The organism is Hymenobacter cheonanensis (assembly GCF_030581075.1).
Lineage (GTDB): Bacteria > Bacteroidota > Bacteroidia > Cytophagales > Hymenobacteraceae > Hymenobacter.
Genome location: NZ_JAUQSW010000013.1, coordinates 41,717 through 66,958, shown reverse-complemented (window position 1 = coordinate 66,958; position 25,242 = coordinate 41,717). Strand labels below are relative to the sequence as shown.

At 66.7% G+C, this 25,242-nt stretch carries 22 protein-coding genes; 14 read left to right on the top strand and 8 right to left on the bottom strand.

Translation table 11 applies throughout. From position 1 onward, the window contains the following. Positions 1-22 precede the first annotated feature (22 nt). The 9 genes from Q5H89_RS20385 (at position 23) to Q5H89_RS20345 (ending at position 8,012) form a co-directional block, all read left to right on the top strand. The gene (locus Q5H89_RS20385; protein ID WP_305021197.1) at positions 23-985 is read left to right on the top strand and encodes a molybdate ABC transporter substrate-binding protein; all 963 of its coding nucleotides are present in this window, start codon (positions 23-25) and stop codon (positions 983-985) included. Between the two features lie 14 nt (positions 986-999). Beyond that, positions 1,000-1,785: a substrate-binding domain-containing protein gene (locus Q5H89_RS20380; RefSeq protein WP_305021196.1), complete on the top strand. Its 786-nt coding sequence runs from the start codon at positions 1,000-1,002 to the stop codon at positions 1,783-1,785. A 61-nt stretch (positions 1,786-1,846) separates the two neighbouring features. Beyond that, a complete protein-coding gene (locus tag Q5H89_RS20375) occupies positions 1,847-3,049 on the top strand; it encodes a hypothetical protein (RefSeq protein WP_305021195.1) in 1,203 nt (400 codons plus the stop codon). Positions 3,050-3,090: 41 nt separating this feature from the next. Beyond that, entirely contained in the window at positions 3,091-3,975 is an 885-nt protein-coding gene (locus tag Q5H89_RS20370; protein ID WP_305021194.1) for an AraC family transcriptional regulator, read from the top strand. Positions 3,976-4,184: 209 nt separating this feature from the next. Further along, on the top strand, positions 4,185-6,068 hold the full coding sequence (locus Q5H89_RS20365) for a cytochrome c oxidase subunit I (protein ID WP_305021193.1): 1,884 nt from the start codon (positions 4,185-4,187) through the stop codon (positions 6,066-6,068). Between the two features lie 76 nt (positions 6,069-6,144). Beyond that, positions 6,145-6,363: a hypothetical protein gene (locus Q5H89_RS20360; protein ID WP_305021192.1), complete on the top strand. Its 219-nt coding sequence runs from the start codon at positions 6,145-6,147 to the stop codon at positions 6,361-6,363. 3 nt (positions 6,364-6,366) lie between these two features. Then, entirely contained in the window at positions 6,367-7,011 is a 645-nt protein-coding gene (locus Q5H89_RS20355) for a TMEM175 family protein (RefSeq protein WP_305021191.1), read from the top strand. Positions 7,012-7,060: 49 nt separating this feature from the next. Continuing rightward, positions 7,061-7,723, top strand: coding sequence for an MBL fold metallo-hydrolase (locus tag Q5H89_RS20350; protein ID WP_305021190.1), 663 nt, complete (start codon positions 7,061-7,063; stop codon positions 7,721-7,723). A 16-nt stretch (positions 7,724-7,739) separates the two neighbouring features. Next, a complete protein-coding gene (locus Q5H89_RS20345) occupies positions 7,740-8,012 on the top strand; it encodes a DUF202 domain-containing protein (RefSeq protein ID WP_305021189.1) in 273 nt (90 codons plus the stop codon). A gap of 109 nt (positions 8,013-8,121) precedes the next feature. Here the strand turns inward: Q5H89_RS20345 and Q5H89_RS20340 are convergent, their stop codons facing one another. The 8 genes from Q5H89_RS20340 to Q5H89_RS20305 form a co-directional block, all read right to left on the bottom strand. After that, on the bottom strand, positions 8,122-9,330 hold the full coding sequence (locus tag Q5H89_RS20340) for a sulfite oxidase (RefSeq protein WP_305021188.1): 1,209 nt from the start codon (positions 9,328-9,330) through the stop codon (positions 8,122-8,124). Positions 9,331-9,537: 207 nt separating this feature from the next. Beyond that, on the bottom strand, positions 9,538-10,944 hold the full coding sequence (locus tag Q5H89_RS20335) for a YncE family protein (RefSeq protein WP_305021187.1): 1,407 nt from the start codon (positions 10,942-10,944) through the stop codon (positions 9,538-9,540). A 30-nt stretch (positions 10,945-10,974) separates the two neighbouring features. After that, positions 10,975-11,382 (bottom strand): CopM family metallochaperone, encoded by a 408-nt coding sequence (copM, locus tag Q5H89_RS20330; protein ID WP_305021186.1) that lies wholly within the window; start codon positions 11,380-11,382, stop codon positions 10,975-10,977. A gap of 126 nt (positions 11,383-11,508) precedes the next feature. Beyond that, the gene (locus tag Q5H89_RS20325) at positions 11,509-12,306 is read right to left on the bottom strand and encodes a LytR/AlgR family response regulator transcription factor (RefSeq protein WP_305021185.1); all 798 of its coding nucleotides are present in this window, start codon (positions 12,304-12,306) and stop codon (positions 11,509-11,511) included. Next, positions 12,303-13,418: a sensor histidine kinase gene (locus tag Q5H89_RS20320; protein WP_144853177.1), complete on the bottom strand. Its 1,116-nt coding sequence runs from the start codon at positions 13,416-13,418 to the stop codon at positions 12,303-12,305. Before Q5H89_RS20320 ends, Q5H89_RS20325 begins: the two co-directional genes overlap by 4 nt. A 125-nt stretch (positions 13,419-13,543) precedes the next feature. After that, a complete protein-coding gene (locus tag Q5H89_RS20315; protein ID WP_233636201.1) occupies positions 13,544-14,719 on the bottom strand; it encodes a type II toxin-antitoxin system HipA family toxin in 1,176 nt (391 codons plus the stop codon). A 136-nt stretch (positions 14,720-14,855) separates the two neighbouring features. Next, entirely contained in the window at positions 14,856-15,194 is a 339-nt protein-coding gene (locus Q5H89_RS20310) for a helix-turn-helix transcriptional regulator (RefSeq protein ID WP_144853175.1), read from the bottom strand. Between the two features lie 373 nt (positions 15,195-15,567). After that, positions 15,568-16,932 (bottom strand): chloride channel protein, encoded by a 1,365-nt coding sequence (locus Q5H89_RS20305; RefSeq protein ID WP_305021184.1) that lies wholly within the window; start codon positions 16,930-16,932, stop codon positions 15,568-15,570. 193 nt (positions 16,933-17,125) lie between these two features. Between Q5H89_RS20305 and Q5H89_RS20300 the strand changes: the two genes are divergently transcribed. From Q5H89_RS20300 to Q5H89_RS20280, 5 genes are all read left to right on the top strand, one after another. Continuing rightward, on the top strand, positions 17,126-17,800 hold the full coding sequence (locus Q5H89_RS20300) for a response regulator transcription factor (RefSeq protein ID WP_305021183.1): 675 nt from the start codon (positions 17,126-17,128) through the stop codon (positions 17,798-17,800). A gap of 4 nt (positions 17,801-17,804) precedes the next feature. Continuing rightward, on the top strand, positions 17,805-19,187 hold the full coding sequence (locus Q5H89_RS20295; RefSeq protein ID WP_305021182.1) for a sensor histidine kinase: 1,383 nt from the start codon (positions 17,805-17,807) through the stop codon (positions 19,185-19,187). A 77-nt stretch (positions 19,188-19,264) separates the two neighbouring features. Next, on the top strand, positions 19,265-20,728 hold the full coding sequence (locus Q5H89_RS20290; RefSeq protein ID WP_305021181.1) for a TolC family protein: 1,464 nt from the start codon (positions 19,265-19,267) through the stop codon (positions 20,726-20,728). A gap of 25 nt (positions 20,729-20,753) precedes the next feature. Beyond that, positions 20,754-24,023, top strand: coding sequence for an efflux RND transporter permease subunit (locus Q5H89_RS20285; protein WP_305021180.1), 3,270 nt, complete (start codon positions 20,754-20,756; stop codon positions 24,021-24,023). 27 nt (positions 24,024-24,050) lie between these two features. Next, positions 24,051-25,190 (top strand): efflux RND transporter periplasmic adaptor subunit, encoded by a 1,140-nt coding sequence (locus tag Q5H89_RS20280; protein ID WP_305021179.1) that lies wholly within the window; start codon positions 24,051-24,053, stop codon positions 25,188-25,190. Positions 25,191-25,242 lie beyond the last annotated feature (52 nt).

The following is a 25,242-nucleotide window of genomic DNA, read 5'->3' as shown; positions in this document are numbered from 1 at the left end:
TCGTTCGCCCCTAGCCACGCCCATGAAACGCCTCCTCCACCTGCTCGCCCTGGCCGCGCTCACGCTGGCCCCGGCCGCCGCGTTCGCCCAAGCCATGCCCATTCAAAAGCCCGCCCCGCCCGACGCGGCCCACAGCTTCGACCCGCCCTGGAACGCGCCGTTCCAAACCGGCGAGGCCTTCACGGTGCCCGGCATCGACAACGTGCCCGACCTCTACGGCGACGTGGTGGACCCGCAGCTGGTGGTGTTTTTTGGCGGCAACCAGTTTATGGTGCTCGATGACTTGCTGCGCGAATTTCGTAAGGCCTACCCCCAGTACCAGCGCATCTTCGTCGAAACCCTACCCCCTGGCATCCTGGCCAAGCAGATTGAGCAGGGTGGGGCCCTGGTGGTGGGCAACCTACGCATCGCCCTCAAGCCCGACGTGTACGCGGCCGGCAAAAGCCGGATGGACATGACCCCCGAGTGGTTTGCCCGCACCAGCAGCTACGCCCAAAACCGGCTGGCCATCCTGGTGCGCCAGGGCAACCCCAAAAAGGTACAGAGCCTGCGCGACCTGGGCCGCCCCGAGGTGCGGGTGAGCATGCCCAACCCCGAGTGGGAGGGCATCGGCAAGCGCATCGAGGAATCGTATGAGAAGGCCGGCGGCGCGGCCCTCAAAACGGCCGTGATGACCACCAAAGTGCAGGCGGGCAGCACGTTTCTGACCCAAATTCACCACCGGCAGTCGCCCATGCGCGTGCTCTATGACCAGTCGGATGCCGCCCCGGTGTGGTACACGGAGGCGTTTTACCAGAAAATGCTGGGCCACCCGGTGGAGAACATCGAGATTCCGGCTAAGGAAAACATCACGGCCAACTACGTGGCCGGGGTGCTGAAAGCCGCGCCCCACGCCCAGGCCGCCGAGGACTTCGTGGCCTTCCTCACCAGCCCCGCCGGGCAGGCCGTGTACCGCAAGTACGGCTTCCTGCCCCCGGCCAACTAACCGCTTTTTTCGTCATGCAAACCCTGTTTCGCCCCCGGCTCGGCCGGGTTGCCCGCTGCCTTATGCTCACTACGTTATTAGCCGCGCCGGCCCTGGCCCAGTCGGCCCCGCCGCTTTCGACTCCCCCGCTGCGCGTGTACGGCCCCGGCGGCCCGGCCACGGCTATGAAGGAGTGCGCTGCCGCTTTCACCAAGCAAACCGGCCTGGCCGTGGAAGTAACCGCCGGCCCCGAGCCGCAGTGGCTACCCCAGGCCGCGCAGGATGCCGACCTGGTGTACGGCGGGGCCGAGTACATGCTCACCCAAACTGCGCTGGCCCACCCCGGCCTGGTGGACGAGGCCAGCCGCACCAGCCTCTACGCCCGCGCATCGGCGGTGCTGGTGCGCACGGGCAATCCCCTGCACATCAAGCGCCTCGAAGACCTGACCAAGGAAGGCGTGCGCCTGCTCGACGTGAACGGGGCCGGCCAGATGGGCATGACCGAGGATATGGCCCGCACCCCGGCCCTCATCGCCAACCTCCAGCACAATACCCGCACCTCCGTTAAGACCAGCGCCGAGGCCGTGGCCCTCTGGCAGCAGCAGCCCCAGGCCTACGACGCCTGGATAACCTACGCCTCATGGCAGCCGCGCCTGCCCGGCTCGGCCCTGGTGCGCCTGCCCCGCGCCCAGCGCGTGAGCCGGGGCACGCCCATTGCCCTGACCCAGCGCACCACCCAGGCGGCCACCGCCCGGCAGTTCGTGGCCTTTCTGAAGTCGGCCGAGGGCCACGCCATTTTTCGTCGCAATGGGTGGGAATAGGGGGTAGGCCCCCAACAGCATCGTTTTTTCTTCCCGCTCACCCATTCACTCCTTTCCTAACATGACTATTCTCTCCACCTCTACGAGCGCCCCGCGCCGGCTGGCCCTAGGGCTAGCCACGGCCCTGCTGGGCGGCGTTACCCTGCTGGCTGGGTGCAAAAAAGACGATACCCAGGCCGCCGATACCTCGCCGCTGCTGCACATCGTGTCGCCCGTGGCCGGGGCCGTGGTAGCCCCCGGCGTGGGCCGCACCGGGGCGGGCAGCTTCGATGGGGCGGGTTTCCTAGTAAACCTGGAAATCGTGACCCAGGACACGGTGACCATCCCCACCAAGGAAGGCCTCAACATCCGCAACGCCGCCGCCGTGGGCAGCCCCAACGTGAACCTGCCCGGCCTCACGGTGAGCCTCGACGTGGACCTGACCAACCCGGCGGGCGTGGTCATCGCCAAAGGCACCAACCTGGCCTCGCTCTTCAACATCGCGGGCACCGACGACACGCCCGGTCCCGGCGTCACGACCTGGGTGAGCTGGCACGTGCTGGAGTCGCTGCCCGCCGGCACCACCAGCTTCAACCTTACGGCCGCCATCAAGGACCGTTCGGGGCGCACTACCACGACCACCCAAAAAGTAAGCGTGGGCACCGGCCCCGGCGGGGCCGCCAGCGGCCAGGCTCTCACGCCGGCCCCGCTCACTACGACCCTCACGCCCGGCGCCGACGACCCGGCTGGCCCCACGGTGACGCTGCTGGCCCCGCGCACGGGCAGCAGCATCAGCCCCGGCATCCAGACGGCGGGCGTGCTGCCCACGCCGCCCAGCCAGGGCGCACTGTTCTTTGTGCAGGTGTCGGCCCTCGATAAGTCGAAGAACGGCATCGGGGTGAACGAGAACGCCCTGGGCAAGGCCGATGCCGACCGCGGCACCATCGTGGACGGCACCCAGTCGTCGAAGGGGCCGAACCGCTACGCGCCGGGCCTGGTGGTGACCTTCGATGTGCCGCTGCTGCAACCCAACGGCAACGTCATTGCGGCCGGCGGCAACCTGGCCCCGGTCTTTAACACGGCCGGCAGTGAGATGGACCCTAGCGGTTACGTGCGCACCACCTTCGGCTGGACGGTGGGCGGCACCCTGCAGCTGCCGGCCGGCAAAACCAGCGTCACGGTAAAGGCCGCCGTGGTGGACAACGCGGGCAAGACCGGCAGCGCCACCCAGGTACTGCAAATCAGCCCCGTGGCCAACGGCCAGCTGCTGACGCCCGCCCCCTAGGGGGTAGGCCCTGGCGCGCTATTCCACCAACTCCCATTCCTATGAACCCCACATCCTTTCCCCTGCTCGACTGGCGGGTGTGCCCCACTGGGCGGCCCGACGAGCCGCTGCGGATGCAGCGCCTCGAAGCCTTGGCGGCCCGGGCGCCGGGCGTGGCCCACGCCCACCGCTTCTGGCTGCTGCTGCACGTGGCGCGGGGCGCGGGCGTGCTGCACCTGCCGGGGCAGGCGCTGGCGCTGCAACCGGGGCAGCTGGTGCTGCTGCCGCCGGGGCCGGTGCTGGGCTGGGCGCTGGCGGCGGGCTGCCGGGGCGAGGTGGTGTGCTTTCTGGCCGACTACTACCTGGCCAGCTTTCCCGCGCCGGGGCTGCCGGTCGGGCCGGGGCCGTGGGCGCTGGTATTGCCCCCGGCCGAGCGGGCCGAAGTGCCGGCCCTGCTGCGCGGCCTGGCCCGCACCCTGGCCGAGCCGGCCGCCGACCCCGCCCAGGCCCGCGCCTACCTGCACCTGCTGCTGGCGCTGGCTTTTCCGGCCGCGCCGGCCCCGCAGGGGGGTAGGGGGGCGGCGGTGGCCCGGCAGTTTACGCAGCTGCTGGAAGCGCACTTTCGCACCCTGCACGCGGTGCGCGACTACGCCGCCCGCCTGCACCTGAGCCCCGACCACCTCTGCGCCTGCTGCCGCCAGCACCTGGGCCGCCCCGCCCGCCAGCTTATTGGGGCGCGGGTGCTGGCCGAGGCCCGGCACCTGCTGGGCACCACGGGCCTGTCGGTGGCTGAGGTGGGCTATGCCCTGGGCTTCGAGGAGGCCTCGCACTTCGGGCGCTTCTTCCGCCAGCACGCGGGCTGCTCGCCCCGGGCCTACCGCCAAAACCCGGCTTTGTACCAGAAAAACCTGGAAAACGACCAGTTGCCCGGTAGACCGGGCGGGTAAGTTTGCCTTGGGCCAGTTGCTGTAGCGTGGGCTTGGTAGTCCGAGGACTCGCGCAGCGAGCAGCCGGCATCGGAAATCGTTCGCCCGCAACTGCTCGCTGCGCTCGTGCTCGGACTACCACGTCCACGCTACCTCCTCCCCAGGGCGCCCTTTTATTTCCACTCCCTGGCGCGGGCCGCTGGCCGGCCGGGGGCAATTTGCACTACGCTATGGCTACTGAGTTCACGGCTTCCTCGCAGGCGCAGGGGGGCATCGGCACGGCCGCCGCCCCGGCCACTACCCACGCCGACCACCTGGCCGGGCCCGACCACCACGAGGCGCAGCACTGGCTGTTCAAGTACGTGTTCAGCCAGGACCACAAGATGATTGCCCGGCAGTTTTTGCTCACGGGCATGTTCTGGGCGCTGGTGGGCGGGGTGCTCTCCACGCTTTTTCGGCTGCAATTGGGCTGGCCCGAGGCCACCTTGGAGTGGCTCAAGCCGCTGCTGGGCAAGTGGATTGAGGGCGGTAAGCTCAACCCCGAGTTTTACCTGGCCCTGGTGACGATGCACGGCACCATCATGCTGTTTTTCGTGCTCACGGCAGGGCTCAGCGGCACGTTTGCCAACCTGCTCATTCCCTTGCAGATTGGGGCCCGCGATATGGCATCGGGCTTTATGAACATGCTCTCGTACTGGTTCTTTTTCCTGTCGGGGGTCGTCATGTTCACCTCGCTCTTTATCGAAACCGGCCCCGCCGCCTCGGGCTGGACGGTGTACCCGCCGCTCTCGGCCCTGCCGCAGGCCATCGACGGCTCAGGCCTGGGCATGACCCTGTGGCTAGTGAGCATGGTGCTGTTCGTGGTGAGCACGCTGCTGGGCGGCGTCAACTACGTGACCACCGTGCTCAACCTGCGCACCAAGGGCATGAGCATGACCAAGCTGCCGCTCACGGTGTGGGCCTTATTTATCACGGCTATTCTGGGCATTCTCACGTTTCCGGTGCTGTTTGCGGGCTTGCTGCTGCTGGTGTTCGACCGCTCGTTTGGCACCTCGTTCTACCTCTCTGATATCTACATTGCCGGGCAGGCGCTGCACAACCAGGGCGGCTCGCCGGTGCTGTTTCAGCATTTGTTCTGGTTTTTGGGCCACCCCGAGGTGTACATCGTCATCATGCCGGGCATGGGCATCGTGTCCGAAATCCTGGCTACCAACGCCCGCAAGCCCATTTTCGGCTACCGGGCCATGATTGGCTCGCTCTTCGCCATCCTCATTTTGTCGTTTGCCGTGTGGGGCCACCACATGTTCGTGACGGGCATGAATCCCTTCCTGGGGTCGGTGTTCATGTTTCTGACCCTGATTATCGCCGTGCCCTCGGCCGTAAAAAGCTTCAACTGGATTGCGACGCTCTGGCGCGGCAACATTCGGTTTACGACGGCCATGCTCTTTAGCATCGGGTTCGTGTCGCTCTTCATCGCGGGCGGCCTCACGGGCATCGTGCTGGGCAACGCGGCGCTCGATATTCAGCTGCACAACACGTACTTCGTCATTGCCCACTTTCACCTGGTGATGGGCTCGGCAGCCTTCTTCGGAATGTTTGCCGGGGTGTACCACTGGTTTCCGAAGCTGTTTGGCCGCATGATGGACGAGAAGCTGGGCTACGTGCATTTCTGGCTCACCTTCGTGGGCGTCTACCTCATTTTCATGCCCATGCACTACCTGGGCATTGCCGGCTTCCCGCGCCGCTACTACTCCTGGACGGGCTTCGACGCCTTTTCGCAGTTTGCCGACCTCAACCGGATGATTTCGCTGGCGGCCATCGCCGTGTTCTTCGCGCAGTTTATTTTCCTCTTCAACTTCTTTTACAGCATATGGCGGGGCCGCCGCGCCACCCAAAACCCCTGGAATTCCAACACCCTGGAGTGGACCACGCCCATCGACGTGCCGCACGGCAACTGGCCCGGCGAGGTGCCCACCGTGTACCGCTGGCCCTACGACTACAGCAAGCCCGGTGCCGATGCCGACTTCATCCCCCAAACCGTGCCCTACTCGGCCACGCCCGAGTCGAACCTGCTCGGGGAGGAGGTGCAGCTGGGCCAGGCCAGCGGCGAGTAGACGCGCCCCAACCCAGTGGCCCGCCCCTGCCGTACACGGCGGGGGCGGGCCCTTTTTTACGCTCTTTCTTACGCTTATGACTTTTCTTCGTCCCCTGGCTGCTGCGGTAGCCCTCGCCCTCAGCATGCCGGCCGCCGCCCAAAACACGCCCCGCGGCGTGCAGAAGCAGGAGCGGGCCGACCGCAAAATGGACCGCGCCCACACCATCCGGCACGGCGAAAGCCTCAGCAAAGAGCCGAAGCTGGTGCGCCGGGAAGACCGCCGTGACCACCGCCGGGCCAAGCCCCGCCGCTAGCCCGTGGCCCGGCTGCACGCCCCGCCCGTGGCCTACACCACCGTGGCGGGCCAGAACCTGCGCCGCATCGAGTCGCTGAGCGACGGCGTGTTTTCCATCGCCATGACCCTGCTGGTACTCAACCTGCGGGTGCCGGCCGCCGCCCTCGTGCGCACCGAGGCCGACGTAGGGCCGGCCTTGCTGGGGCTGTTGCCCAGCATCGGGGGCTACGTGCTGGGGTTTCTGTCGCTGGGCATCTTCTGGGTGTGCCAGAGCACGCAGTTCACGTACCTGGAGCACAGCGACCGGCGGCTGGCCTGGTGGCACATTGCCTTTCTGCTGGTGGTGGGCCTGCTGCCGTTTTCGACGGCCTTTCTGACCACGCATTTCCCGCTGCGCGGGGCGGTGCTGGTATACTGGGCCAACCTGCTGCTGGTGGGCGCGGCGCTTCTGGGCAGCTACCGCTACGCCCAGCGCCACAGCCTGCTGCGGGCCGTGGATGCGGCCGTGAGCCAGGCGCTGGTGCGGCGCATCGTGCTCATGCAGGTGCTCTACGCGGCGGCGGCGGGGTTGTGCTTTCTGAGCGTGTACGCCGGGGCCATCCTGCTGCTGCTGGTGCAGCTCAACTACTCCCTGGGCCTGGTTGCCGACCGCTGGCTGGGCGACTGAACTTACTGGCATTATCCAGCATACCAGACTTTTATCTCTAACCCCTCCCATGCGCATTACTAAGTACATCCACTCCTGCCTGCTGTTTGAATTGAACGGCGAGCAGCTGCTGTTCGACCCCGGCAAGTTTTCCTTTAACGAGGGGCTGGTGCAGCCGGAGCAGTTCCGCGACGTGGCCACGGTTATCATCACCCACGACCACCCCGACCACCTCGACGTGGACGCGCTCCAGCGCATCGTCGAGCTAAGTGGAGCCATCCTAATTTCCAATGGCGAAGTGGCCGCCAAGCTGAAGAAGCAAGGGCTGGCCGTGAAAATTCACGAGGAAGGTCCGCTCGACCTAGGCGCGTTTCAGCTGCAAGCCCTGCCGGTGCGGCACGAGGCCATTCTCGACAGCCCGCTGCCCCAAATGACGGCCTGGCTGGTCAACGGCCGGGTGCTGAACGTGGCCGACTCCTTCGCCGAGAACCTGCTCCAGTTTGCGGGGGTAGAACTGCTGATACTGCCCGTCACTGCGCCCTTCCTCACGGAGCTACGCGTGGCTGACTTTGCCCTGAAAATGCGGCCCAGGCAGATTCTGCCGGTGCACGACGGGTACCTCAAGCCCTTCTTTGTGCAGCAGCGCTATGACAATTACGGGCCGTATTTCGAGAAACACGGCATCAGGTTTCTGCGTTTGGCCGAGCCGGGTGCGGCCGTGACGCTGGCCTGAAAAACCAGGTTTCCTTATGCCCGCTTCCACCCCCAAGCCTGACCTGCCGCTCTCCGACCGGCTGGCCCTGCAACGCACTCGCCTGGCCAACGAGCGCACGCTGTTTACCTACGTGCGCACCAGCCTGGCGCTGGTGGGCTTCGGCCTGGCGCTGTTGCAGCTGCACCCCGAGCGGGGCGGGCGGCTGGGCTACACGGCGCTGGCCGTAGCGGCCGTGGTGCTGGCGCTGGGCGGGTGGCGCTTTCGGGTGCACCGCCGCCAGCTATTAGCCAGCGAGGCGGCTGGTTAGGTGGCTGTCGGCTAGTTGCGTGGCGACCAGGGCGTGGACCTGGCGGCCACAAGAAGGCCCCTGGCGCAGGGTGCGGCAGGGGCCTTCGGCGGGAGTGGCGGCGCGGGCTTTAGGATACGACTACCTCCACGGCCCCGATTTTATTGACCATGTAGGTGCGGCGGTCGGGGTCGTGCATGGTGGGCTGGGTGTGGCCGGCGCGGTCGGTGGCGCGGGCCTGCAGGGTGTAGCGGCCCGGCGCGGCGGGCGGCGTCCAGCTGAACTCCCAGAAGCGCCAGGCAAAGGGTACGGCGGCTTCGAGGAGCTGGGCGGGCTGCCAGCTGCCGCCGTTGTCGGTGCTGACTTCCACGCGGGTAATCTCGCTCTCGCCGGTCCAGGCCGCGCCGTACACGCGGTAGGGCTGGCCGGCGGGTACTTCTTCGTGCAAGGCGGGGCGGGCAATTTCGGCTTTCACCAGCATTTCCGTCACGGGCGTGAGGGTGGGCAGGCCGCGCTCGCGCTTCCAGTAGGCGTATTCCAGGGTTTGCCAGTAGCCGTCGTAGGGCACGGCGCTGACCATGATTTTGCTGAGCCATTTCACCGAGGCCATGCCGTACCAGCCGGGCACCACCAGCCGCACCGGGAAGCCGTGCTCGGGGGGGAGGGGCTGGCCGTTCATGAGGTAGGCCACCAGCACCTCGGGCTGCCGGGCCTTGGCCAGCGGCAGGCTGCGGGCAAAGTGGATGGTACCCGGCGACTTAGGCTCTTCGGTGACTTCGCCCTGGTCGGTGCCTTCGAAGATGATTTCCACGGCCCCCGGCTTCACCCCGGCCCGCTCCAGCAGCGCCGAAAGGGGTACGCCCGTCCAGGTGGCGTTGCCCACGCCGCCCTGCTCCCAGAGCAGGCCCTTGACCTTGGGGGCGAGCCGGGCGCGGCCGTTGCCGGCGCATTCCAGGGTAGCCGTCACGGTTTTGGAGGGCATTTTGCGCAGCTCGTCGTAGCTGATGTTCAGTAAATTGCGCACCTCGCCCTCGATGCTGAGCTGCCAGCTCGCCGCCGCTATCGTGGGAATGTGGAAGTGGCTGCGCACGTAGAATCGGTTATTGGGCACCAGCCGGTCTTCCAGCGTGGGAAAGGGCAATTCCAGGTTCAGCGGCTCCTTTTCGCGGGTGATGAGGCCCGGGAACGTGCCGCGGCCCAGGGCGGCCGGGGGGCTGGCAACAGGCGCGGCGCTGGCCCAGGCCGACGAAGTGCCGGCCACGGCCAGGGCCGGTACCAAGCCACTCAAAACGGCCCGGCGGCTCAGACCCTGGCCCGGGGTGTGCGTAGTCTTTTCCATAAAGCAGTTCGTAAACAATCCGTAATAGCGCACCACGCGCATCCCGAACGGGAGGCATCGCCTACTAGTACTTCAACGGGGCACGGGCGTCAGCAGTTGGCCGCGGGGCTGATTGGCACCACTTGGGTAGCGCGGCCGGTTTTGCTTGCGTTGTCCACCACGGCGGCCTGGAGGATAAAAGTCCGCCTTATGGCCCAAAAAGCCCGTCTACTCGCTAATCAGCGTCGGTGGGCCGTCGGTTGCCTTCGGGGCCACGACCACCCGCGTAAACGCCTTGCCCGCCGGGTGCAAGTCGCCGCTGGCGATGCGCTGCACGGGGCCGAGCGCTTGGCCCATGGCGCCGCCCTTGGCGTCGGTGTGCACGGTGGTGAGGGGATAGTCGTGGGCGTAAGGGGCCTGGGTGGAGTTGGTGAGGAAGATGTCGTAGTCGGTATTCGGGGCCAGGGCGCGCAGGTTGAAGGTGGCCAGGTCCACGAGGCCCTCCGAGCGCAGGTTCATGGTGCCGGCGGCGGGGCCAGGGGTAGGGGGCCGCAGGTTGCGGATGACGGTGGGCCTGTCGATGAGCTGCTGGCCGAGGTTGGCCGCGCTGGCCACGCCCGAGGGCACGGCGTCGGGCACATACATCAGGGCCATGGGGGCCTGGCCGACCTTGATTTTGCCCAGCACCCGGTTGGTGGCCGTGCTCACGGCCACGGCCGAATCGCCGTTTTCGAGGCCCACGTACACCCGGCTGCCATCGCCCGCGGGCCAGATGCCGTGCGGATTAGCCCCTACCGCAATGGTCGCCAGCTGCTTAAAGCCCGGCTCGCGGCTGTACACTTTCACCACGTCTTCGCCGCCCACGGTCACGTAGGCCAGCTTGCCGGTGGGCAGGTCCACGGTGGTCACGTGGTTGGTGATGGGGCCGGTAGTTAGTACCCCGCTGATGGTCAGGGTTTTGGTGTCGAGCACCGAGACCTTGCCTACGTCCTTGTGCGTAAACCAGATTTGCTGGCCGTCCTTGCTGGGGAAGATGTTGGGCGAGAACGGGCTGGCGACGGGTATTTTCTTGATAACCTGGTAGGTAGCCACGTCAATCACCGCCAGCTCGGGCGAGAAACTGGAGCACACGAAGGCCCGCTTGCCATCGGGGCTAAAGGCGATTTGGCCCGGCCCGTTGGGCACCTGGATGCGGCGGGTTTCGCGCAGCGTGGCGGCATCAATGACGGAGAGGTAGTCCTCGCCGCGCACCGTCACCCACACCTCCTTGCCGTCGGGCCGGAAGGTAGGCTCGTGCGGGGCGCGGCCCACGTACACGCTGCCCTTGATGGCGTTAGTGGCCGTTTCGATAAACGTGACGTTGTTGGAGCCCACCGACACCACGGCCAGCAGCCGGTGGTCGGGCGAGGCCCCTAGGCCGTGCACCAGCGCCTGCCCCCGGTAGAGGGCCGACGTTAAATCGGGCTGCGGCTTGCCCAGTATCACCTGGCCCAGCAGCTTATTATCCATCGGGTCGATGACGGAAACCGTGTTGGAAATCTGGTCGGCCGTGTACACCCGGTCGCGGTGGCTCACGGCCTGGGCCCGGGCGGCGGTGCCGGCCAGCAGCAGGGCGGGAAGGAGAAGGTGTTTCATTGATAAGTAAGCATGTATCGTGGACGCTGCCTAGGGCTTGGCCGGGTGCTGCTTCAGCCAGGCCTGCATCTGCTGAATCTCGACCTGCTGCTCGGCGATGATGCTCTGGGCCAGGCGGCGCAGGGCGGGGTCTTTGCCGTAGAGCAGTTGCAGGCGGGCCATGTCCACGGCCCCCTGGTGGTGGGGCACCATCATGGCCGCAAAGCTGGCGTCGATGTCGGTGGGGCTGGCCCCGTCCATGCGGCGCATTCCTTCGTCCATCACCACCATCACCGAGTCCATGCCGTGCTGGAAGGCAGCCACCGGGCTGCCGGGTTTGGCGGCGGGCATCGTCATGCCAGCCATACCGGCGTGGCTCATGCCGGCCATCTGGTGCTGGGCCTGGGCGGCGGAGGTGGCCCCGAGCAGCAGCCCGAAAAGTAAAAGCGTATTTTTCACGTTTGTAGTAGGGCCAGGGCGTTAGCGGCTGACAACCAAACCTACGGGTGGGCAGCGGCGCCCACCAGGGGCTAGTGGCAGGTTGGCCTTATTGGGGGCCGAGGTGGCTCTTTTAACCCCCGGCAGCTAGGCGAAGCGCCTCAAGAACTGCTGAATAGCCGCGTTGTAGCTGCGTGAGGACGTGACATGCAGCCCATTGGCCATCCGAAACAGATACTCGCCGTGCGCCCACGGCTTAAACTCCACGATATGCTCGGTGTGAATGATAACCGAGCGGTGGATGCGCAGAAACCGGGCCGGGTCGAGCCGCTCGGCCAGCTGGCCCAGGGTGGCCCGCAGGGGGTGGGTAGCCCCGGCCAGGTGCAGCAGCACGCCGCTGCCGGTGGCTTCGAGGTAGCACACGTCGGCGGCGGGCACGAAAAACTGCCGCTCCGGTTGCTTCACCAGGAAGCGGTCCTGGTAGGCGGGCGGCGGCGGGGGAGGGGCGGCCGGGGGCCAGGCGCGGAGCAGGGCCGCCAGGTCGGCCCCGGCGGCGTGGCTGTCGCGCTGGGCTAGCTGCTGCTGCACCCGGCGCACGCAGTCGGCAAAACGGTCGGGGTCGAGGGGCTTGAGCAGGTAATCAACCGCGTGCAGGCCGAAGGCCGCCACGGCGTACTGGTCGTAGGCGGTCACGAATACCACTAGGGGCAGGGGCTGGCCAGCGGCCCGCAGCTGTTGCAGCACCTGCACCCCGTCGAGGCCGGGCATCTGCACGTCCAGAAACACCACGTCGTAGCCACCGGCTTGTAGGGCAGCCAGGGCCTCGGGGCCGTTGGCACACTCGCCGGCCACGACCAGGGCGGGAAAGTCGGCCAGTAGCTCGCCCAACAAGTGGCGGGCCAGCGGCTCATCATCGACCAGCAGGGTGCGGATGCTCGGGCTCATGCAGGTACGCTAGGTTGGGCGGCCGGCGCGGCGGCCACGAAGGGCAGCGACAGCCGCAGGCAGTAGCCCTGTCCGGGGGCCGTGTCCACGGTCACGGCGTAGTCGGGGCCGTAGCGGGTGGCCAGGCGGCTTTCGAGGTTGCGCAGGCCCAGGCCGCGGGCGGCGGTGTCGGCGGTGCCCCGACCGTTGTCCCGCACCTGCACCAGCAGGCGGGTGCCGGCCCGCCGGGCACTGATGGCCAGCTCGCCCGCCCCCGCTTGCGGGGCCAGGCCGTGGCGCACGGCGTTTTCCACCACCGGCTGCAAGAGCAGGGCGGGCAGCAGCGCGCCCTCGGTGCCGGGGTCGATGTCGTACGCCACGGCCAAGCGGTCGGGGAAGCGGGTTTGCTCGATTGTGAGGTAGAGGCGCGTGAGGTGCAGCTCCTGGGCCAGGGTCACCTCGTGGGCATCGGCGCCGTCGAGCACCAGTCGCAGAAACTGGCTGAGCTGGGCCAGCATCCGGCGGGCCGCCTTCACGTCGGCGCTCATCAAAGCGGATACGGCGTTGAGCGAGTTGAACAGGAAATGGGGCTGAAGCTGCATTTTCAGCGCCTGCAGCTGGGCCTGCACCAGCTGGGTTTCAAGCTGGGCCGCTCGCAGCTGGCCCTCCCGAAACCGCTCGCGGTACTGCACCGCATAGGCAATGCAGAGCAGCATCCAGTAAATGGGCACCCAGTTATTAGCATTGGCCACCACGCTGGCCAGCGAAAAGCCGCCCGGCAGGGCTCCGGCTGCGTCCATCGCCCCGGCATACACGAGGCGATAGGTCAGGGTGAGCCCGTAGCTGGCCGCCGCGTGCGCCAGCAGCTTGGGCAGCCACCGCCGCCGCTCGGTGAGGTCGAAGCGGGCCGCCAGCGCAAACACCACCGGCGTGAGCAGTCCCCAAATCAGCCCGTGCAGCAAGCGCCCGCCCAGCGCCTCACCCCAGTTGGTAGGCGTGCCGGCCGAGAGGTTTTGTACGAAAATCAGCAGCACCATAAAGCCGCTGAACAGCAGCCAGGCCAGCGCAATCACCGGCCCCGCCACCAGGGGCCGGTCGGATTGGTTTGCTGAAAAAGGCCGCTCTGTGCGCATGGGCCAAAGGTAGGGCCAGGGCTAGGGCAACCGGAGAAAGGCCGACCGGAGAAGGATTTTTTGGTAGCCCAAACGGCCTTTTTCGCGTTTGCTACGCGAACAGCTAACTGGTTAAACAGGCTTGCTCAACGTAGTTGCCGGTGCGCCGCGCCAATTTCAGCCACCCGCCCTTCGGCTACGCCGGCAGCGGCGGCAAACGCCGGCCAGTGGGCTACCTGCGCCAGTATCTCATCCACCAGTTCATCTGCCCGGCGCACGTTCATCTCCTTGGCTACTTGGCGCAAATCCGCCCGCGTGAAGTGGTCGCGCTTGCCGTTGACCGATAGCTGGTGCTGCATCAGCCAGCGGTTGCCGGGCTTGTAAGAATACGCCACATCATACGCCGGAGCCAGCTGCCACTGGCCCGCCGCATCCATCAGGAACGAAATATTCTTGGTGTGGTCGTCCTGGTTGCGGGCCACAATGTTGAAGACCATTCGGCGAAACAGCTGCTCGGCGGCCGGGTAGGGCAGGCGCAGTTGGCGTAGCACCTGAAAGGCCTGCTCGTAAGAGTAGGTGGCGGGTTGGTTGTAGTCGAAGTGGCCAAGGGCGCACAGCGTCTGGGCGTGCAGCTTTTCGCCCGTCGCCGTGCGGTCAAAGCGGCGCGTCATGAAGTGTGCCCGCTCATTCTCCTCGTACAGGCGGCACTCCGTCATGTCGAGGCCGCTGGCGATGGCCATGTGGTAATAGGCGTATTCCACCCGCCCAAAATCTTGAGGGTCAGCTACTACCTGGTCACGCACCCCATCCAGCTTCAGCAGCCAGTAGCCGAAGTCTGCCGGGGCCGTCACCTGGCCCGAGCGCACTTCGCCCGTGGCGTCGTTATAGGCAATCAGCGCCTTGGGGCGGGCGCCGCCGGCCGATGTACCCACGGCCAGCAGGGCGGCCAGCGCCTCGGTCGACTCGTGGCGCAGGTTGACGTGCAGGCCTTCCCGCTGGTCAAGCACTTGCTGCGCCAGTTCAACGAGGGCCGCTATTTCGACCGCTTCCGAGCCGGTAGCCGCCCCGCTTTTCAGCGCCGGCTCAAATTCCAGCGCGCCCATGCCCCGGTTGGCCGTGTAGCACAGACGCTCCACCGGCGAAAAGCCTTCGGGGCTGCGGCCTTGCAGGGCCAGCCAGGCATCAATCAACTGGTTGCCAAAGCGGTCGGGTAGCGAATCGGCCAGCAGGCCCGGCAGGCCGTGGAACGTCTCGGGGTTGAGGCGCGGAAAGGCGTACACTGTATCGGCCCCGCGCGTCAGCGGCATTTGTAAAGGCGCCACCTCTAGCCGCGACCGAATGAAGGCGGGCTCGTAGGCGAACGTGGCGCGGGCTCGTAGGCGAACGTGGCGCGGGCCCGGTCGGCATCCCAGCTGACTACCCCTACCGGCTGCCCCCACAGGCGAATAGTGGCCAGCGTTACCATTCGGAAGGGGCGGGCGTAGCGGAGGACGAATCGGCTGGGCCGGAAGCGTGTCGGCGCTGCTTTTTCGCTAAGCGGGCCAGTACCACTGGGTTAAGCTCGGCCTTGGTCACGAGCCCTTCCAGCACATCCAGGTGCTCCAGCGTGCGCAATAGCTGCACAAACGTTAGCAGCGAAGTAGGCCGGCCGTGCTCAATCAGGCTGAGCGTGGCCCGGTCGATGCCCGCCGCCGTAGCCACGGCCTGCTGGGACTGGTTGCGATTGAGCCGAATCTGCCGCAGGCTGGTGCCGACTTCCCGCAGGATGGCCGTATCAGAAAGACTATACCAATTCATGTTGTGTAAACGCAATAAACCGGCCTAAAATCAGTCAGTATGTTGCGTTTACACAACATAAAAGGGGGAATTTTAAGTAAGCGCCGATTCTTGTTTACTGGCCATTACAGACAATTTCCTGCTTCTGGTTGCCTCTTCCCAGGGCCGTGCGGCCCGCGTTGCCATCGGCACCGCGCTGATTGGGGCCGGGCTGGTGCAGGCCCGCAAAAACTGGGGTCTGGCCGCCTTGGGGCTGTTGCCGCTGGCGATGGGCGGTGCCGCCTATGCCTGCTCGCCCCGCTGCAAGGCCTGCCTTTTGATGGTCCCAAGCTGCGTGAAACGCTGGGGCCGGTCCCGGCTTAACCCACCGGCTGCCCCACCAAAGTTTCCCGCGTCAGGACGTAATGGCGGCATGCCAGTCGCCGCCGCGGTGGGGAGGGGTAGCGGGCACCTCTTGGTGGGCCCCGGCTACGGCGTAAATAGACCGGGCTTCCAGCCGCCGCGCTACGTGCGTGGCCACCGCCGTGGCAATGAGCAGGGGCATAAGCAATTTATCAACGTGCGTACCTAGCTCCAGCATCAGCAGGATGGACGACAAGGGGGCTTGGGTAGCCGAGGCCAGAATAGCCCCCGCACCCACCACGGCATACGCCCCTAGTGATGATGAAGGCACCGCGGCTGGCCAGACCACGGCCCAGCCGCGCCCGGCCAGGCCGCCCAGCAGGGCCCCGAAAGTCAGGGTTGGGGTAAACAGTCCGCCGGGGGCCCCGGCGCGCAGGCAGGCGGCCGTGGCCAGGGGGCGCAGCACCAGTAGGCTACCGAATAGCGCCAGGCTCATCCGGCTGTCAATGGCGTTCTGCACCACGTTGCGGCCGTTGCCCAGCAGCTCGGGAAACGGCACCGAGGCCAGCCCCAGGCCGGCGAACACGACCAGCGGCAGCCACCAGCGGGCGCTGCCAGCCGGCTGGTAGCGGCGGGCCAGCCCCACCAGCCGCACGTAGCCGACCGACACCACCCCGGCCAGCAGCCCGAAGAGCACGCTCCAAACGAGCAGGGCCGGGGTAACGGCCGCCACGGGCACGGTGAACGTGGACACCTGTGGCAGCAGCAGCCACGAGACCCAGGTAGCGATAAACGAGACGATGAGTGCCGGCAGCACGGCGGGCAGAGCCAGGGAGCCCAGCAGCACTTCCAGCGCGAAAAGAGCCCCGCCAAACGGGACGTTGTAGACGGCCGCCATGCCCGCCCCGGCCCCGCAGGCGGCCAGCAGCTGCCGCTCGGGCAGGGTGAGGCGGCCCAGGTTGGCCAAGCCTGCCCCAAAGGCCGCGCCCGCCTCCTTCGGGGCTGACTCGCGCCCGAGCGCCGCCCCCAGGCTCACGAGCACGACGGAGAGCACCCCGTTATAGAGGGAGGCCAGCAGCGGCAGCGCGCCCGCGTGCAGCCAGATGCCCGAGGAAAGTCCCCAGCCCGGCTTGGGCCAGAAGCGGCGGGCCAGCCAGAGGCCGCCGGCCGTCAGCCCGCCCGCGAGGCTGAGCAGCAGTACCCGGTGCCGGGCCGGGCTGTGCTGCACGGCCGTCAGAAAATCGCCGGCCTGGTAGGCCCAGGCCAGGTGCTGCACCAGCCGCAGCAGCTTCATGAGTAGCCCCGCCGCCAGGCCGGCCGCCACGCCGGTCACGCCCGCCGCTACCCAGAACCGGAAACTGAAATGCTTCGGCAGGGCCGGACTGGTAAAGTTTGGCTGCGGCGATGACCAGAGCATACCCACTTAGATTGACGAAAAAAGAATCAGGTTCGTAAAGCTACCCGCGACCCTGGTTCCGCCACCTGGCCACCTTGCCGGCTGCTACGCGGAGCAAGCAGGGGGTAGGGGACCGCGCCCGGCGGGAGCGCAGGCCGCGGGCTACGCCACGCAATCCACCCCGACTTCATAAGGTGTGCCGCACCTTTGCCCCATGACCATCCTGCTCGTAGAAGATGAAACCAGTCTGGCCTCCTTCATTCGCAAAGGCATTGAGAGCGAGGGCTACGACATCAAAGTGGCCTACGATGGCCTGATTGGGCAGCACCTTTTCGACCAGCAGCCTTTCGACGTGGTGGTACTCGACGTGAATCTGCCGGGCATGAACGGCTTTGAGCTGTGCCGCTACATCAAGCAGCACTCGCCGCGCCAAGCCGTGCTGCTGCTCACAGCCCTCGACGGGCTGGCCGATAAGGAAGCGGGCTTCGGGGCCGGGGCCGACGACTACCTCACCAAGCCGTTCGAGTTTCGGGAGCTGCTGCTGCGCATTCGGGCGCTGGCCCGGCGCGGGGCCGCCTACGGCGGGCTGCACGCGGTGCTGCGCGTGGCCGACCTGGAGCTGGACACCGACGCCCGCACCGTGACCCGCGCCGGCCAGCGCATCGAGCTCACGACCCGCGAGTATTCGCTGCTCGAATACCTGATGACCAACAAGGGCCGCACCGTGAGCCGCATCGACATTGCCGAGAAGGTGTGGGACCTGCACTTCGATACCAATACCAACGTGATTGACGTGTACATCAACTTTCTGCGCAAGAAAATCGATAAGGGCTTTGGCCAAAAGCTGCTGCACACGGTAGTCGGGGCGGGGTACTTGCTACAGGGCTAGCGCGATGCAGATAAAACACAAGCTCCTGCTCTGGTTTGCGGCCCTGGTCAGCGGGCTGCTGCTGGCCTTTTCGAGCTACGTGTACGTGAGCACGGCCCGCTTCCGGCACCACTCCTTCACTGCCCGGCTAGCGCGCAAGGCCGCCGTAACCCAGCAGCTGCTGGCTCTTAACGACTCGCTGGCGGGTACCATGCTCAACTCGCTGCCCGAGCAGGCCGAGCAGGTGTACACCCCCGCCAACCAGCCACTCTACGCCAGCGCTGACACTGACTACACCCCCACTGCCGGCCTGCTAAGCCAGGCGCGCCAGCAGGGACAGGTAGCCTTTTCCTATGCCCGCCCCGGCTATGCCCACCCCAAGGAAGGCATAGCCCTGGCCTACCGCCGCCCGCAGGCGCAAGGCCAGTACGTGGCCATCGTCACGGCCTACGACCGGCAGGGCTACGCCCAGCAGCTGACCTTGCGCAACTCCTTTCTGTACGGCAACCTGGCGGCCGTGGTGCTGGTAGCGGCCCTGGGGCTACTGTTCGCTACCCGCGCCCTGGCCCCGCTCAACGTGCTGCTGGGGCAGCTGCGGGCACCGGCGGCGCAGGCCCAGCCATTCCGGCTGCAGCCCCTCAACCCGCGCGACGAGGCGGGTGCCCTGGCGGCCGCCTTCAACGACCTGCTAACCCGCCAGGAAGAGCTGGTTGAAAGCCAGAGCGCGTTTATTTCCCACGCCTCGCACGAAATACGTACCCCGCTCACCACCATTAAGGGCTGGCTGGAAACGTCGCTGGCCTACGACTCGGACGTAGCCAGCCTTCAGCAGGGTATCCGGCAGGCCGTAACGGGGCTGGACCGGCTCACGGCCCTGGCCAACGGCCTGCTGCACCTGGCCCGGCTGGATGGCGCTACCCCCCTCGACGGCCAGCCCGTGGAGCTGGTCGATGTGCTGCTCGACGTGGTGAGCACGGCCCAGCACCAGTACCCCGGCCGGGCTGTGGACCTCGACATCAGCCGGGAGGTGGATGCCCAGGCCCACACGCCGCAGCTGCTCGGCAATGCCCAGCTGCTGCGCACGGCCCTGGGCAACCTCGTGGATAACGCCGCCAAGTATTCCGGCGGCCAGCCCGTGGCCCTGTGCCTGGAAATGGCTGGCCCCGATGCCGTGCGCCTGCTCATTGAAGACCGGGGCCCCGGCATTGCGCCTGATGAGTTGGAGCGCATTTTTCAGCCCCTCGCGCGAGGGCGCGCCGTGGGCGAGGTACCCGGCTTCGGCATCGGCCTCACGCTGGCCCAGCGCATTATCGGGCTCCACCAGGGGCAGCTCCTGCTGCGGCCCCGGCCGGGCGGCGGCACCGTGGCCGAGGTGCAGCTGCCGTTGCAGCGGGCGTCGGGTGGCTAGGGGTGGGCCGGCGGGGCTTTAATAACTTTTAATACGCTTTTAATACCAGTATAATACGGGTAGGGGAGGTTTGAGGCATGAACCTGAATCCCGCCTTTCTTTTCCGGTGCTGGCGACTGGCCGGGCCGGGCCTGCTGCTGGCCGGGCTGCTACTGCTGGCCCCGCCCGCCCGGGCCCAGCAGCCCCGTGAGCTACCGCAGCTACCCCGGCCCCTGACGCTGCCGGTGGCCCTGAAGCTAGCCCAGGACCACTACCCGGCGCTGCGCGCCAAGCAGGCCGCCGTGCGCGCCGCCCAGGCTGACGTGCGCACCAACCGAGCAGCTTTTTTGCCGCAGGTGACGGCCCAGCTGCAGGGCGTGGACGCGACGGTCAACCAAGTGCGCGGGGCCTACATTCCGGGGGTGGCCATGTCGGAGTCGGGGGCCTCGCGGGCCACGGGCGCTGATGGGCGCACCAACGTGTCGAGCCTGGGCGCGTTGGTAATCGACTGGCCGGCCGTCACTTTTGGCCGCTACCGGGCCGTGGAGAACCGCTCCCAGTCGGCCGTGGCGGTGGCCCAGGCCGACTACGACCAGGCCGTATTCGAGTACCAGGCGCAGGTGGCCGATGCCTACCTGCTGGCCCTGGGCGCTGAAAAAGCGGTGGCCCTGCAGCGGGCCAACGCGCAACGGGCCGAGGCCCTGGCCCGCGTGATACGGGCCGGCACGCGCTCGGGCATTCGGGCGGGCATCGACTCGGCCACGGCCAACGCCGAGGTATCGCGGGCCCGCCTGCAGGTGCTCGCCGCCCAGCAGCAGGCCCGCACCCAGCGCACCCGCCTGGCCGGCCTGCTGGGCCAGCCCACCCAGGAGGTGCAGCTCGACTCCATGCAGTTCTACGCCCACCTGCCGCAGGTGCTGGCCGGGCCGTCCGCCGGTGACACGGCCCGCGCCAACAACCCGCTGCTGCGCGCCTACGACCGCCGCATCGCCGCCAGCCAGGCCCAGGAAAAGGTATTCAGCGCCAACAAGCGCCCCAGCCTCGACCTGCTGGCCTCAACCTGGGGCCGCGGCTCGGGGGTGAACGACGCCACCGACGACCACGGCAACTTCGTCATCGACTCGTCGCCGGGGGCGGGCCTGCCCTTCCGGGCCTACAACTACCTGGTGGGGGCTACCCTCACCTGGCACGCTACCGAGCTTATTCATTCGGGCCGGGCCGCCCAGGCTCAGCGCCTGCGCACCGAGCAGGCCCGCGCCGACTACGACCAGCAGGCGCTGCAGCTCGCTACCCAGCTGCAAAATGCCAGCCTGCAAGTGGAGTTGGCCCGCCAAACCGCCCTGCAAGCGCCCGTGCAGCTGGCCGCCGCCCGCCAGGTTTTCGGTCAGGCCCGCGCCCGCTACGATGCCGGCCTCGACAACCTGCTCGTGCTCACGCAGGCCACGGAGGTGCTCAACCGCGCCGAAACCGACCAGGCCCTGGCTACCAACAACCTCTGGCGCGCTGTGCTGCTGCAAGGCGCGGCCAGCGGCAACCTGGGCGGCCTGCTGGGTCAATTATAAGCCGCTGCCTTCTAGCTAACTACTCATGATAAAAACCGCATTAGCCCGCCCGATTGCCGTTATCGTGGCCCTGCTGGGGGTCGTCGTGTTCGCGGCCCTGTCGCTGGGGCGCATCCCGATTGACATTTTTCCCCGCCTCAACCTGCCCACCATCTACATCGCCCAGCCCTACGGCGGGATGACGGCGGCCCAGATGGAAGGCTTTATTGCCACGCGCTACCAGAACCAGATGCTCTACGTGTCGGGCATTAAGGACGTGGAAGTGAAGAACATCCAGGGCCTGTGCCTGGTCAAGTGCACGTTTTACGAAGACGTGAACATGGCCCAGGCGGCCGGCGAGGTGGCCAGCCAGGTGAGCCGGGTGCTGAGTTACATGCCGCCCGGCACGGTGCCGCCTACGGTGGTGCGCTTCGATGCCAGCAGCCTGCCGGTGGGCGAGCTGGTCTTCAGCAGCACCTCGGCCTCGCTGGGGCAGATGCAGGATTTGGCCTCGACCCGCATCCGGCCGCTGTTTTCGCAGATTCCTGGCGCGTCGGCCCCGCCGCCTTTCGGCGGCAACGAGCGCACGGTGGTGGTGCGCGTGGACCCCGAGAAGATGAAGAGCTACCAGCTCACGCCCGACGAAATCGTGTCGGCCATCGTGAAGAACAACCAGGTGTCACCGGCCGGCTCGGTGGGCATGGGCAACTACATGGTGATGACGCCCAGCAACACGGTGCTGGACAAAATCCCTGACTTTCTCAACATCCCGCTGCGGCAGGGGGTAGGGCCCACGGTGTTTATCCGCGACGTGGCCACGGTGGAAGATGCCACCGACATTCCGGTGGGCTACGCGCTGGTGAACGGCAAGCGCTCGGTGTACATTCCGGTTACCAAGTCGGCCGACGCCTCTACTATGAGCGTGGTGAATGCGCTCAAGGCCAAGCTGCCCGAGATGCGCGCCCTGCTGCCCGACAACATCCAGCTTAGCTACGAGTTCGACCAGTCGGTATACGTGAGCCAGGCCGTGCACAGCCTAGCCTTTGAGGGCGGGCTGGGGGCGCTGCTAACAGGTTTGGTCGTGTTCCTGTTCCTGGGCGATTTGCGCTCGTCGGTTATCGTGATTCTCACCATTCCGGTGTCGATTCTGACGGCCATTTTGCTCTTGCAGCTGACTGGGCAGACCATTAATATCATGACCCTGTCGGGGCTGTCGCTGGCCATCGGCATTCTGGTGGACCAGGCCACGGTGGTGATTGAGAATATTCACCAGCACCAGGAGATGGGCAAAACCAAGGCCCGCGCCATCCTGGATGCCAGCCAGGAAGTATCGTTTCCGCTGCTGCTGATTACCCTCAGCATTCTGGCCGTATTTGCGCCGGCCTTTCTGATGTCGGGCGTGCCGCGCGGCATGTTTATTCCGCTCTCGCTCTCGGTGGGCTTTGCCATTATTGCTTCCTATACCCTGTCGCAAACCTTCGTGCCGGTGGTGGCCAACTGGTGGCTGAAGGGCCATGCGCACACTTCCGAGCACGAATTGAGCTTACTGCCCGACTTGAAAGAGCCGCGCGAGGTGAGCCAGGAAGGCTACGAGGTAACGCACCAAAAAGAAGTCAAAGGCTTCGAGCGCGTGAAGCTGGCCTACCTAGGCGTGCTGGACCGGCTGCTGCGCCACCGGGCCCTGGTGGGCACGGTGTACGGCGTGGTGTGCGCGGCCATTATTGGCGGGTGCTTCTACTTTATCGGGCAGGACATGATGCCCAAAATCACGCACTCCAAGCAGTTCCAGGTGCGCATCATCGCCCCCGAGGGCATGCGCATCGAGCGCACGGAGGAGCGCACCAAGGAAGTCATCAGCCTGATTCAGCAGATTGTGGGGCCGAAAAACGTAGCCATTACCTCGGCTTTCGTGGGCATGACGCCTAGCTCGTACGGTACCTCGGCGCTCTACGTCTTCAACGCCGGCCCCCACGAGGCTGACTTGCAGGTGAACCTGGCCGAGGACTACAAAGTCAAAAACCTGGATGACCTCAAGGACAAGATTCGCCAGGCCGTGCACCAGCACCTGCCCGACGTGCAACTCAGCTACGAGCCGATTGAGTTGACCGATAAAATTATGAGCCAGGGGGCTCAGACGCCCATCGAAATATTGGTAGGGGGGAAGAGTTTGCAAGACGGCAAAAGCTACGCCGACAAGCTGGTGGCCCGCCTCCAGCAGATACCCTACCTGCGCGACGTGCGGGTAAACCAGCCCCTGAGCTACCCCACCGTGCAGATAAACGTGGACCGGGAGCGGGCCGCGCAGTTCGGCCTCACGCCCGACCAGATTGCCAAGTCGCTGGTGGCCGCCACGAGCAGCAGCCGCTTCACGGCCAAGAACCTGTGGCTCGACCAGAGCAAGGGCTTTGCCTACCAGGTGCAGGTGCAGCTGGCCTCGCAGGATATGAAAACGCAGGCCGACATGCAAAATCTGCCCCTAGTGCCGGGCCAGACGCGCCCCACGCTCGGCGACGTGGCCACCCTGCACACCGCCAACGTGCCCGGCGAATTTGACCGCATCGGGCCGCGCCGCATCGTCACGGTATCGGCCAACATCGACCACCAAGACCTGGGCACCGCCACCCGCGACGTGCAACGCGCCATCAAGGCCGTGGGCGCGCCGCCCAAGGGCTCGGTCGTGCAGCTGCGCGGCCTGGCCCAGCTGCTGACCGAAACCCTGAGCAGCCTGCAAACTGGCCTGGGGCTGGCCATCGTGGTCATTTTCCTGCTGCTGGCTGCCAACTACCAGTCGCTGAAAGTGGCGGGGGTAGTGCTCGTGACGGTGCCGGCCGTGCTGGCCGGCTCGCTGCTCTTGCTGCTGCTCACGGGCCAGACGCTGAATTTGCAGTCGTACATGGGCATCATCATGTCGGTGGGCGTGTCGGTGGCCAACGCCGTGCTCATCGTCACCAACGCCGAGAGTCTGCGCCTGCGCTACCACGACGCGCTGGCCGCCGCCCGCCTGGCCGGGGCCGCTCGCCTGCGCCCCGTGCTCATGACGAGCATCGCGATGGTGGCCGGCATGCTGCCCATGGCCTCGGGCCTGGGCGAGAGCGGCGAGCAGTCGGCCCCGCTGGGCCGCGCCGTTATCGGCGGCCTGCTGGCTTCCACGGTGGCCGCGCTCTTTATTCTGCCGGTCATTTTTGCCGCCGTGCAGCGCAAGACCACGTTCGTCTCCGTCTCGCTCGACCCCGACGACCCTGCGAGCGCCAACTTCGATGGCCACGAGGCCGCGCCTACCGAGCATAGCCTGGCCGAGCAGCCGGTGCTGGCTTAATTCTTTCGCTTTCAACCCGTTTCTGATATGAATTTCCCCGCTTTTTCCCGGCGCTGGCTGGCCGGCCTTAGCCTCACGGCCGCCGCGGCGCTTAGCGGCTGCAACTCGACCGACGCCACCCAGGAGAGCCAGGCCGCTGAGAAAACAAGTACGCCCGTGTCGGCCGAGGTGCGCTACGACGCCGTGCGCGTCACGGCCACCCAGCCCGCCCAAAGCCTGAGCCTGCCCGGCGAGCTGGACAGCTACTTCCAGACCGATATCTTCCCCCGCGTGAGCAGCTACGTCAAGGCGCTGCGCGCCGACATCGGCGACCACGTGCGCCAGGGCCAGGTGCTGGCCGAGCTCGATGCCCCCGAGCTCACGGCCGCCCTGAGCGAGGCGCGCTCCAAGGAAAGCGTGGCCCAGGCCAGCTTCCAGGCCAGCCGGGGCACCCTGCGCCGCCTGCGCCAAACGGCCCGCACTGCCGGGGCCGTGTCGCCGCTGGCTCTCGACCAGGCCCGCACCCAGGCCACCAGCGACAGCCTGAACGTAGTGGCCGCCCGCTCGCACTACCAGGCTGCCGCCCAAATGGCCGCCTACCTGCGCATCACGGCCCCCATGGCCGGGGTTATTACCGAGCGCACGGCCTCGCCGGGGGCCCTGGTAGGGCCCAGCGGCCAGAGTGCTACCCCCCTGTTTCGGCTCAAGCAGCTCAGCCGCCTGCGCCTGCGCGTGGCCGTACCCGAAGCCTACGTGGGTGATATCCACGCCGGCTCGCCAGTGCAGTTTGGCGTGCGGACCTTTCCGGGGCAGCAGTTCACGGGCAAAATCGACCGCGTAACCGGCAACGTGACGCCCGGCACCCGCGCCGAAACCGTGGAAATTGACATCAGCAACCCCGGCGAAAAGCTCAAGCCCGGCATGTTTGCCTCGGCTACTATTCCTATTAAAGCGCCCAAGAGCAGCCTGTTCGTGCCCAAGTCGGCCGTCGTGAGCACCGCCGAGCGCACCTACGTTATCCGGGTAGTGGGCGGCAAAACCGAGCTGGTCGACGTGCAGAAGGGCGACGAAAACGCCGGGCAGGTGCAGGTGTTCGGCGCGCTAAAAGCCGGCGACGTGGTGCTGAAGGCCGGCAACGAGGAAATCGGCAAAGATGAGCCTGTGCAGGTGGCGCTGGCCAGCCGCTAATTTCCGAGCAAAGGCCAGCAAGCCGGGGCTCTCAGGGCGCGACTGGGTTCCG

Bases quoted from the DNA above. Each gene is read 5' to 3' on its own strand.
- Q5H89_RS20345 (WP_305021189.1), top strand. From the start codon at position 7,740: ATGCCCGCTTCCACCCCCAAGCCTGACCTGCCGCTCTCCGACCGGCTG.
- Q5H89_RS20300 (WP_305021183.1), top strand. From the start codon at position 17,126: ATGACCATCCTGCTCGTAGAAGATGAAACCAGTCTGGCCTCCTTCATT.
- Q5H89_RS20380 (WP_305021196.1), top strand. From the start codon at position 1,000: ATGCAAACCCTGTTTCGCCCCCGGCTCGGCCGGGTTGCCCGCTGCCTT.
- Q5H89_RS20385 (WP_305021197.1), top strand. From the start codon at position 23: ATGAAACGCCTCCTCCACCTGCTCGCCCTGGCCGCGCTCACGCTGGCC.
- Q5H89_RS20370 (WP_305021194.1), top strand. From the start codon at position 3,091: ATGAACCCCACATCCTTTCCCCTGCTCGACTGGCGGGTGTGCCCCACT.
- Q5H89_RS20320 (WP_144853177.1), bottom strand. From the start codon at position 13,418: ATGCGCACAGAGCGGCCTTTTTCAGCAAACCAATCCGACCGGCCCCTG.
- Q5H89_RS20285 (WP_305021180.1), top strand. From the start codon at position 20,754: ATGATAAAAACCGCATTAGCCCGCCCGATTGCCGTTATCGTGGCCCTG.
- Q5H89_RS20340 (WP_305021188.1), bottom strand. From the start codon at position 9,330: ATGGAAAAGACTACGCACACCCCGGGCCAGGGTCTGAGCCGCCGGGCC.
- Q5H89_RS20375 (WP_305021195.1), top strand. From the start codon at position 1,847: ATGACTATTCTCTCCACCTCTACGAGCGCCCCGCGCCGGCTGGCCCTA.
- Q5H89_RS20295 (WP_305021182.1), top strand. From the start codon at position 17,805: ATGCAGATAAAACACAAGCTCCTGCTCTGGTTTGCGGCCCTGGTCAGC.
- Q5H89_RS20365 (WP_305021193.1), top strand. From the start codon at position 4,185: ATGGCTACTGAGTTCACGGCTTCCTCGCAGGCGCAGGGGGGCATCGGC.
- Q5H89_RS20335 (WP_305021187.1), bottom strand. From the start codon at position 10,944: ATGAAACACCTTCTCCTTCCCGCCCTGCTGCTGGCCGGCACCGCCGCC.
- Q5H89_RS20325 (WP_305021185.1), bottom strand. From the start codon at position 12,306: ATGAGCCCGAGCATCCGCACCCTGCTGGTCGATGATGAGCCGCTGGCC.
- Q5H89_RS20280 (WP_305021179.1), top strand. From the start codon at position 24,051: ATGAATTTCCCCGCTTTTTCCCGGCGCTGGCTGGCCGGCCTTAGCCTC.
- Q5H89_RS20360 (WP_305021192.1), top strand. From the start codon at position 6,145: ATGACTTTTCTTCGTCCCCTGGCTGCTGCGGTAGCCCTCGCCCTCAGC.
- Q5H89_RS20305 (WP_305021184.1), bottom strand. From the start codon at position 16,932: ATGCTCTGGTCATCGCCGCAGCCAAACTTTACCAGTCCGGCCCTGCCG.
- Q5H89_RS20290 (WP_305021181.1), top strand. From the start codon at position 19,265: ATGAACCTGAATCCCGCCTTTCTTTTCCGGTGCTGGCGACTGGCCGGG.
- Q5H89_RS20350 (WP_305021190.1), top strand. From the start codon at position 7,061: ATGCGCATTACTAAGTACATCCACTCCTGCCTGCTGTTTGAATTGAAC.
- Q5H89_RS20310 (WP_144853175.1), bottom strand. From the start codon at position 15,194: ATGAATTGGTATAGTCTTTCTGATACGGCCATCCTGCGGGAAGTCGGC.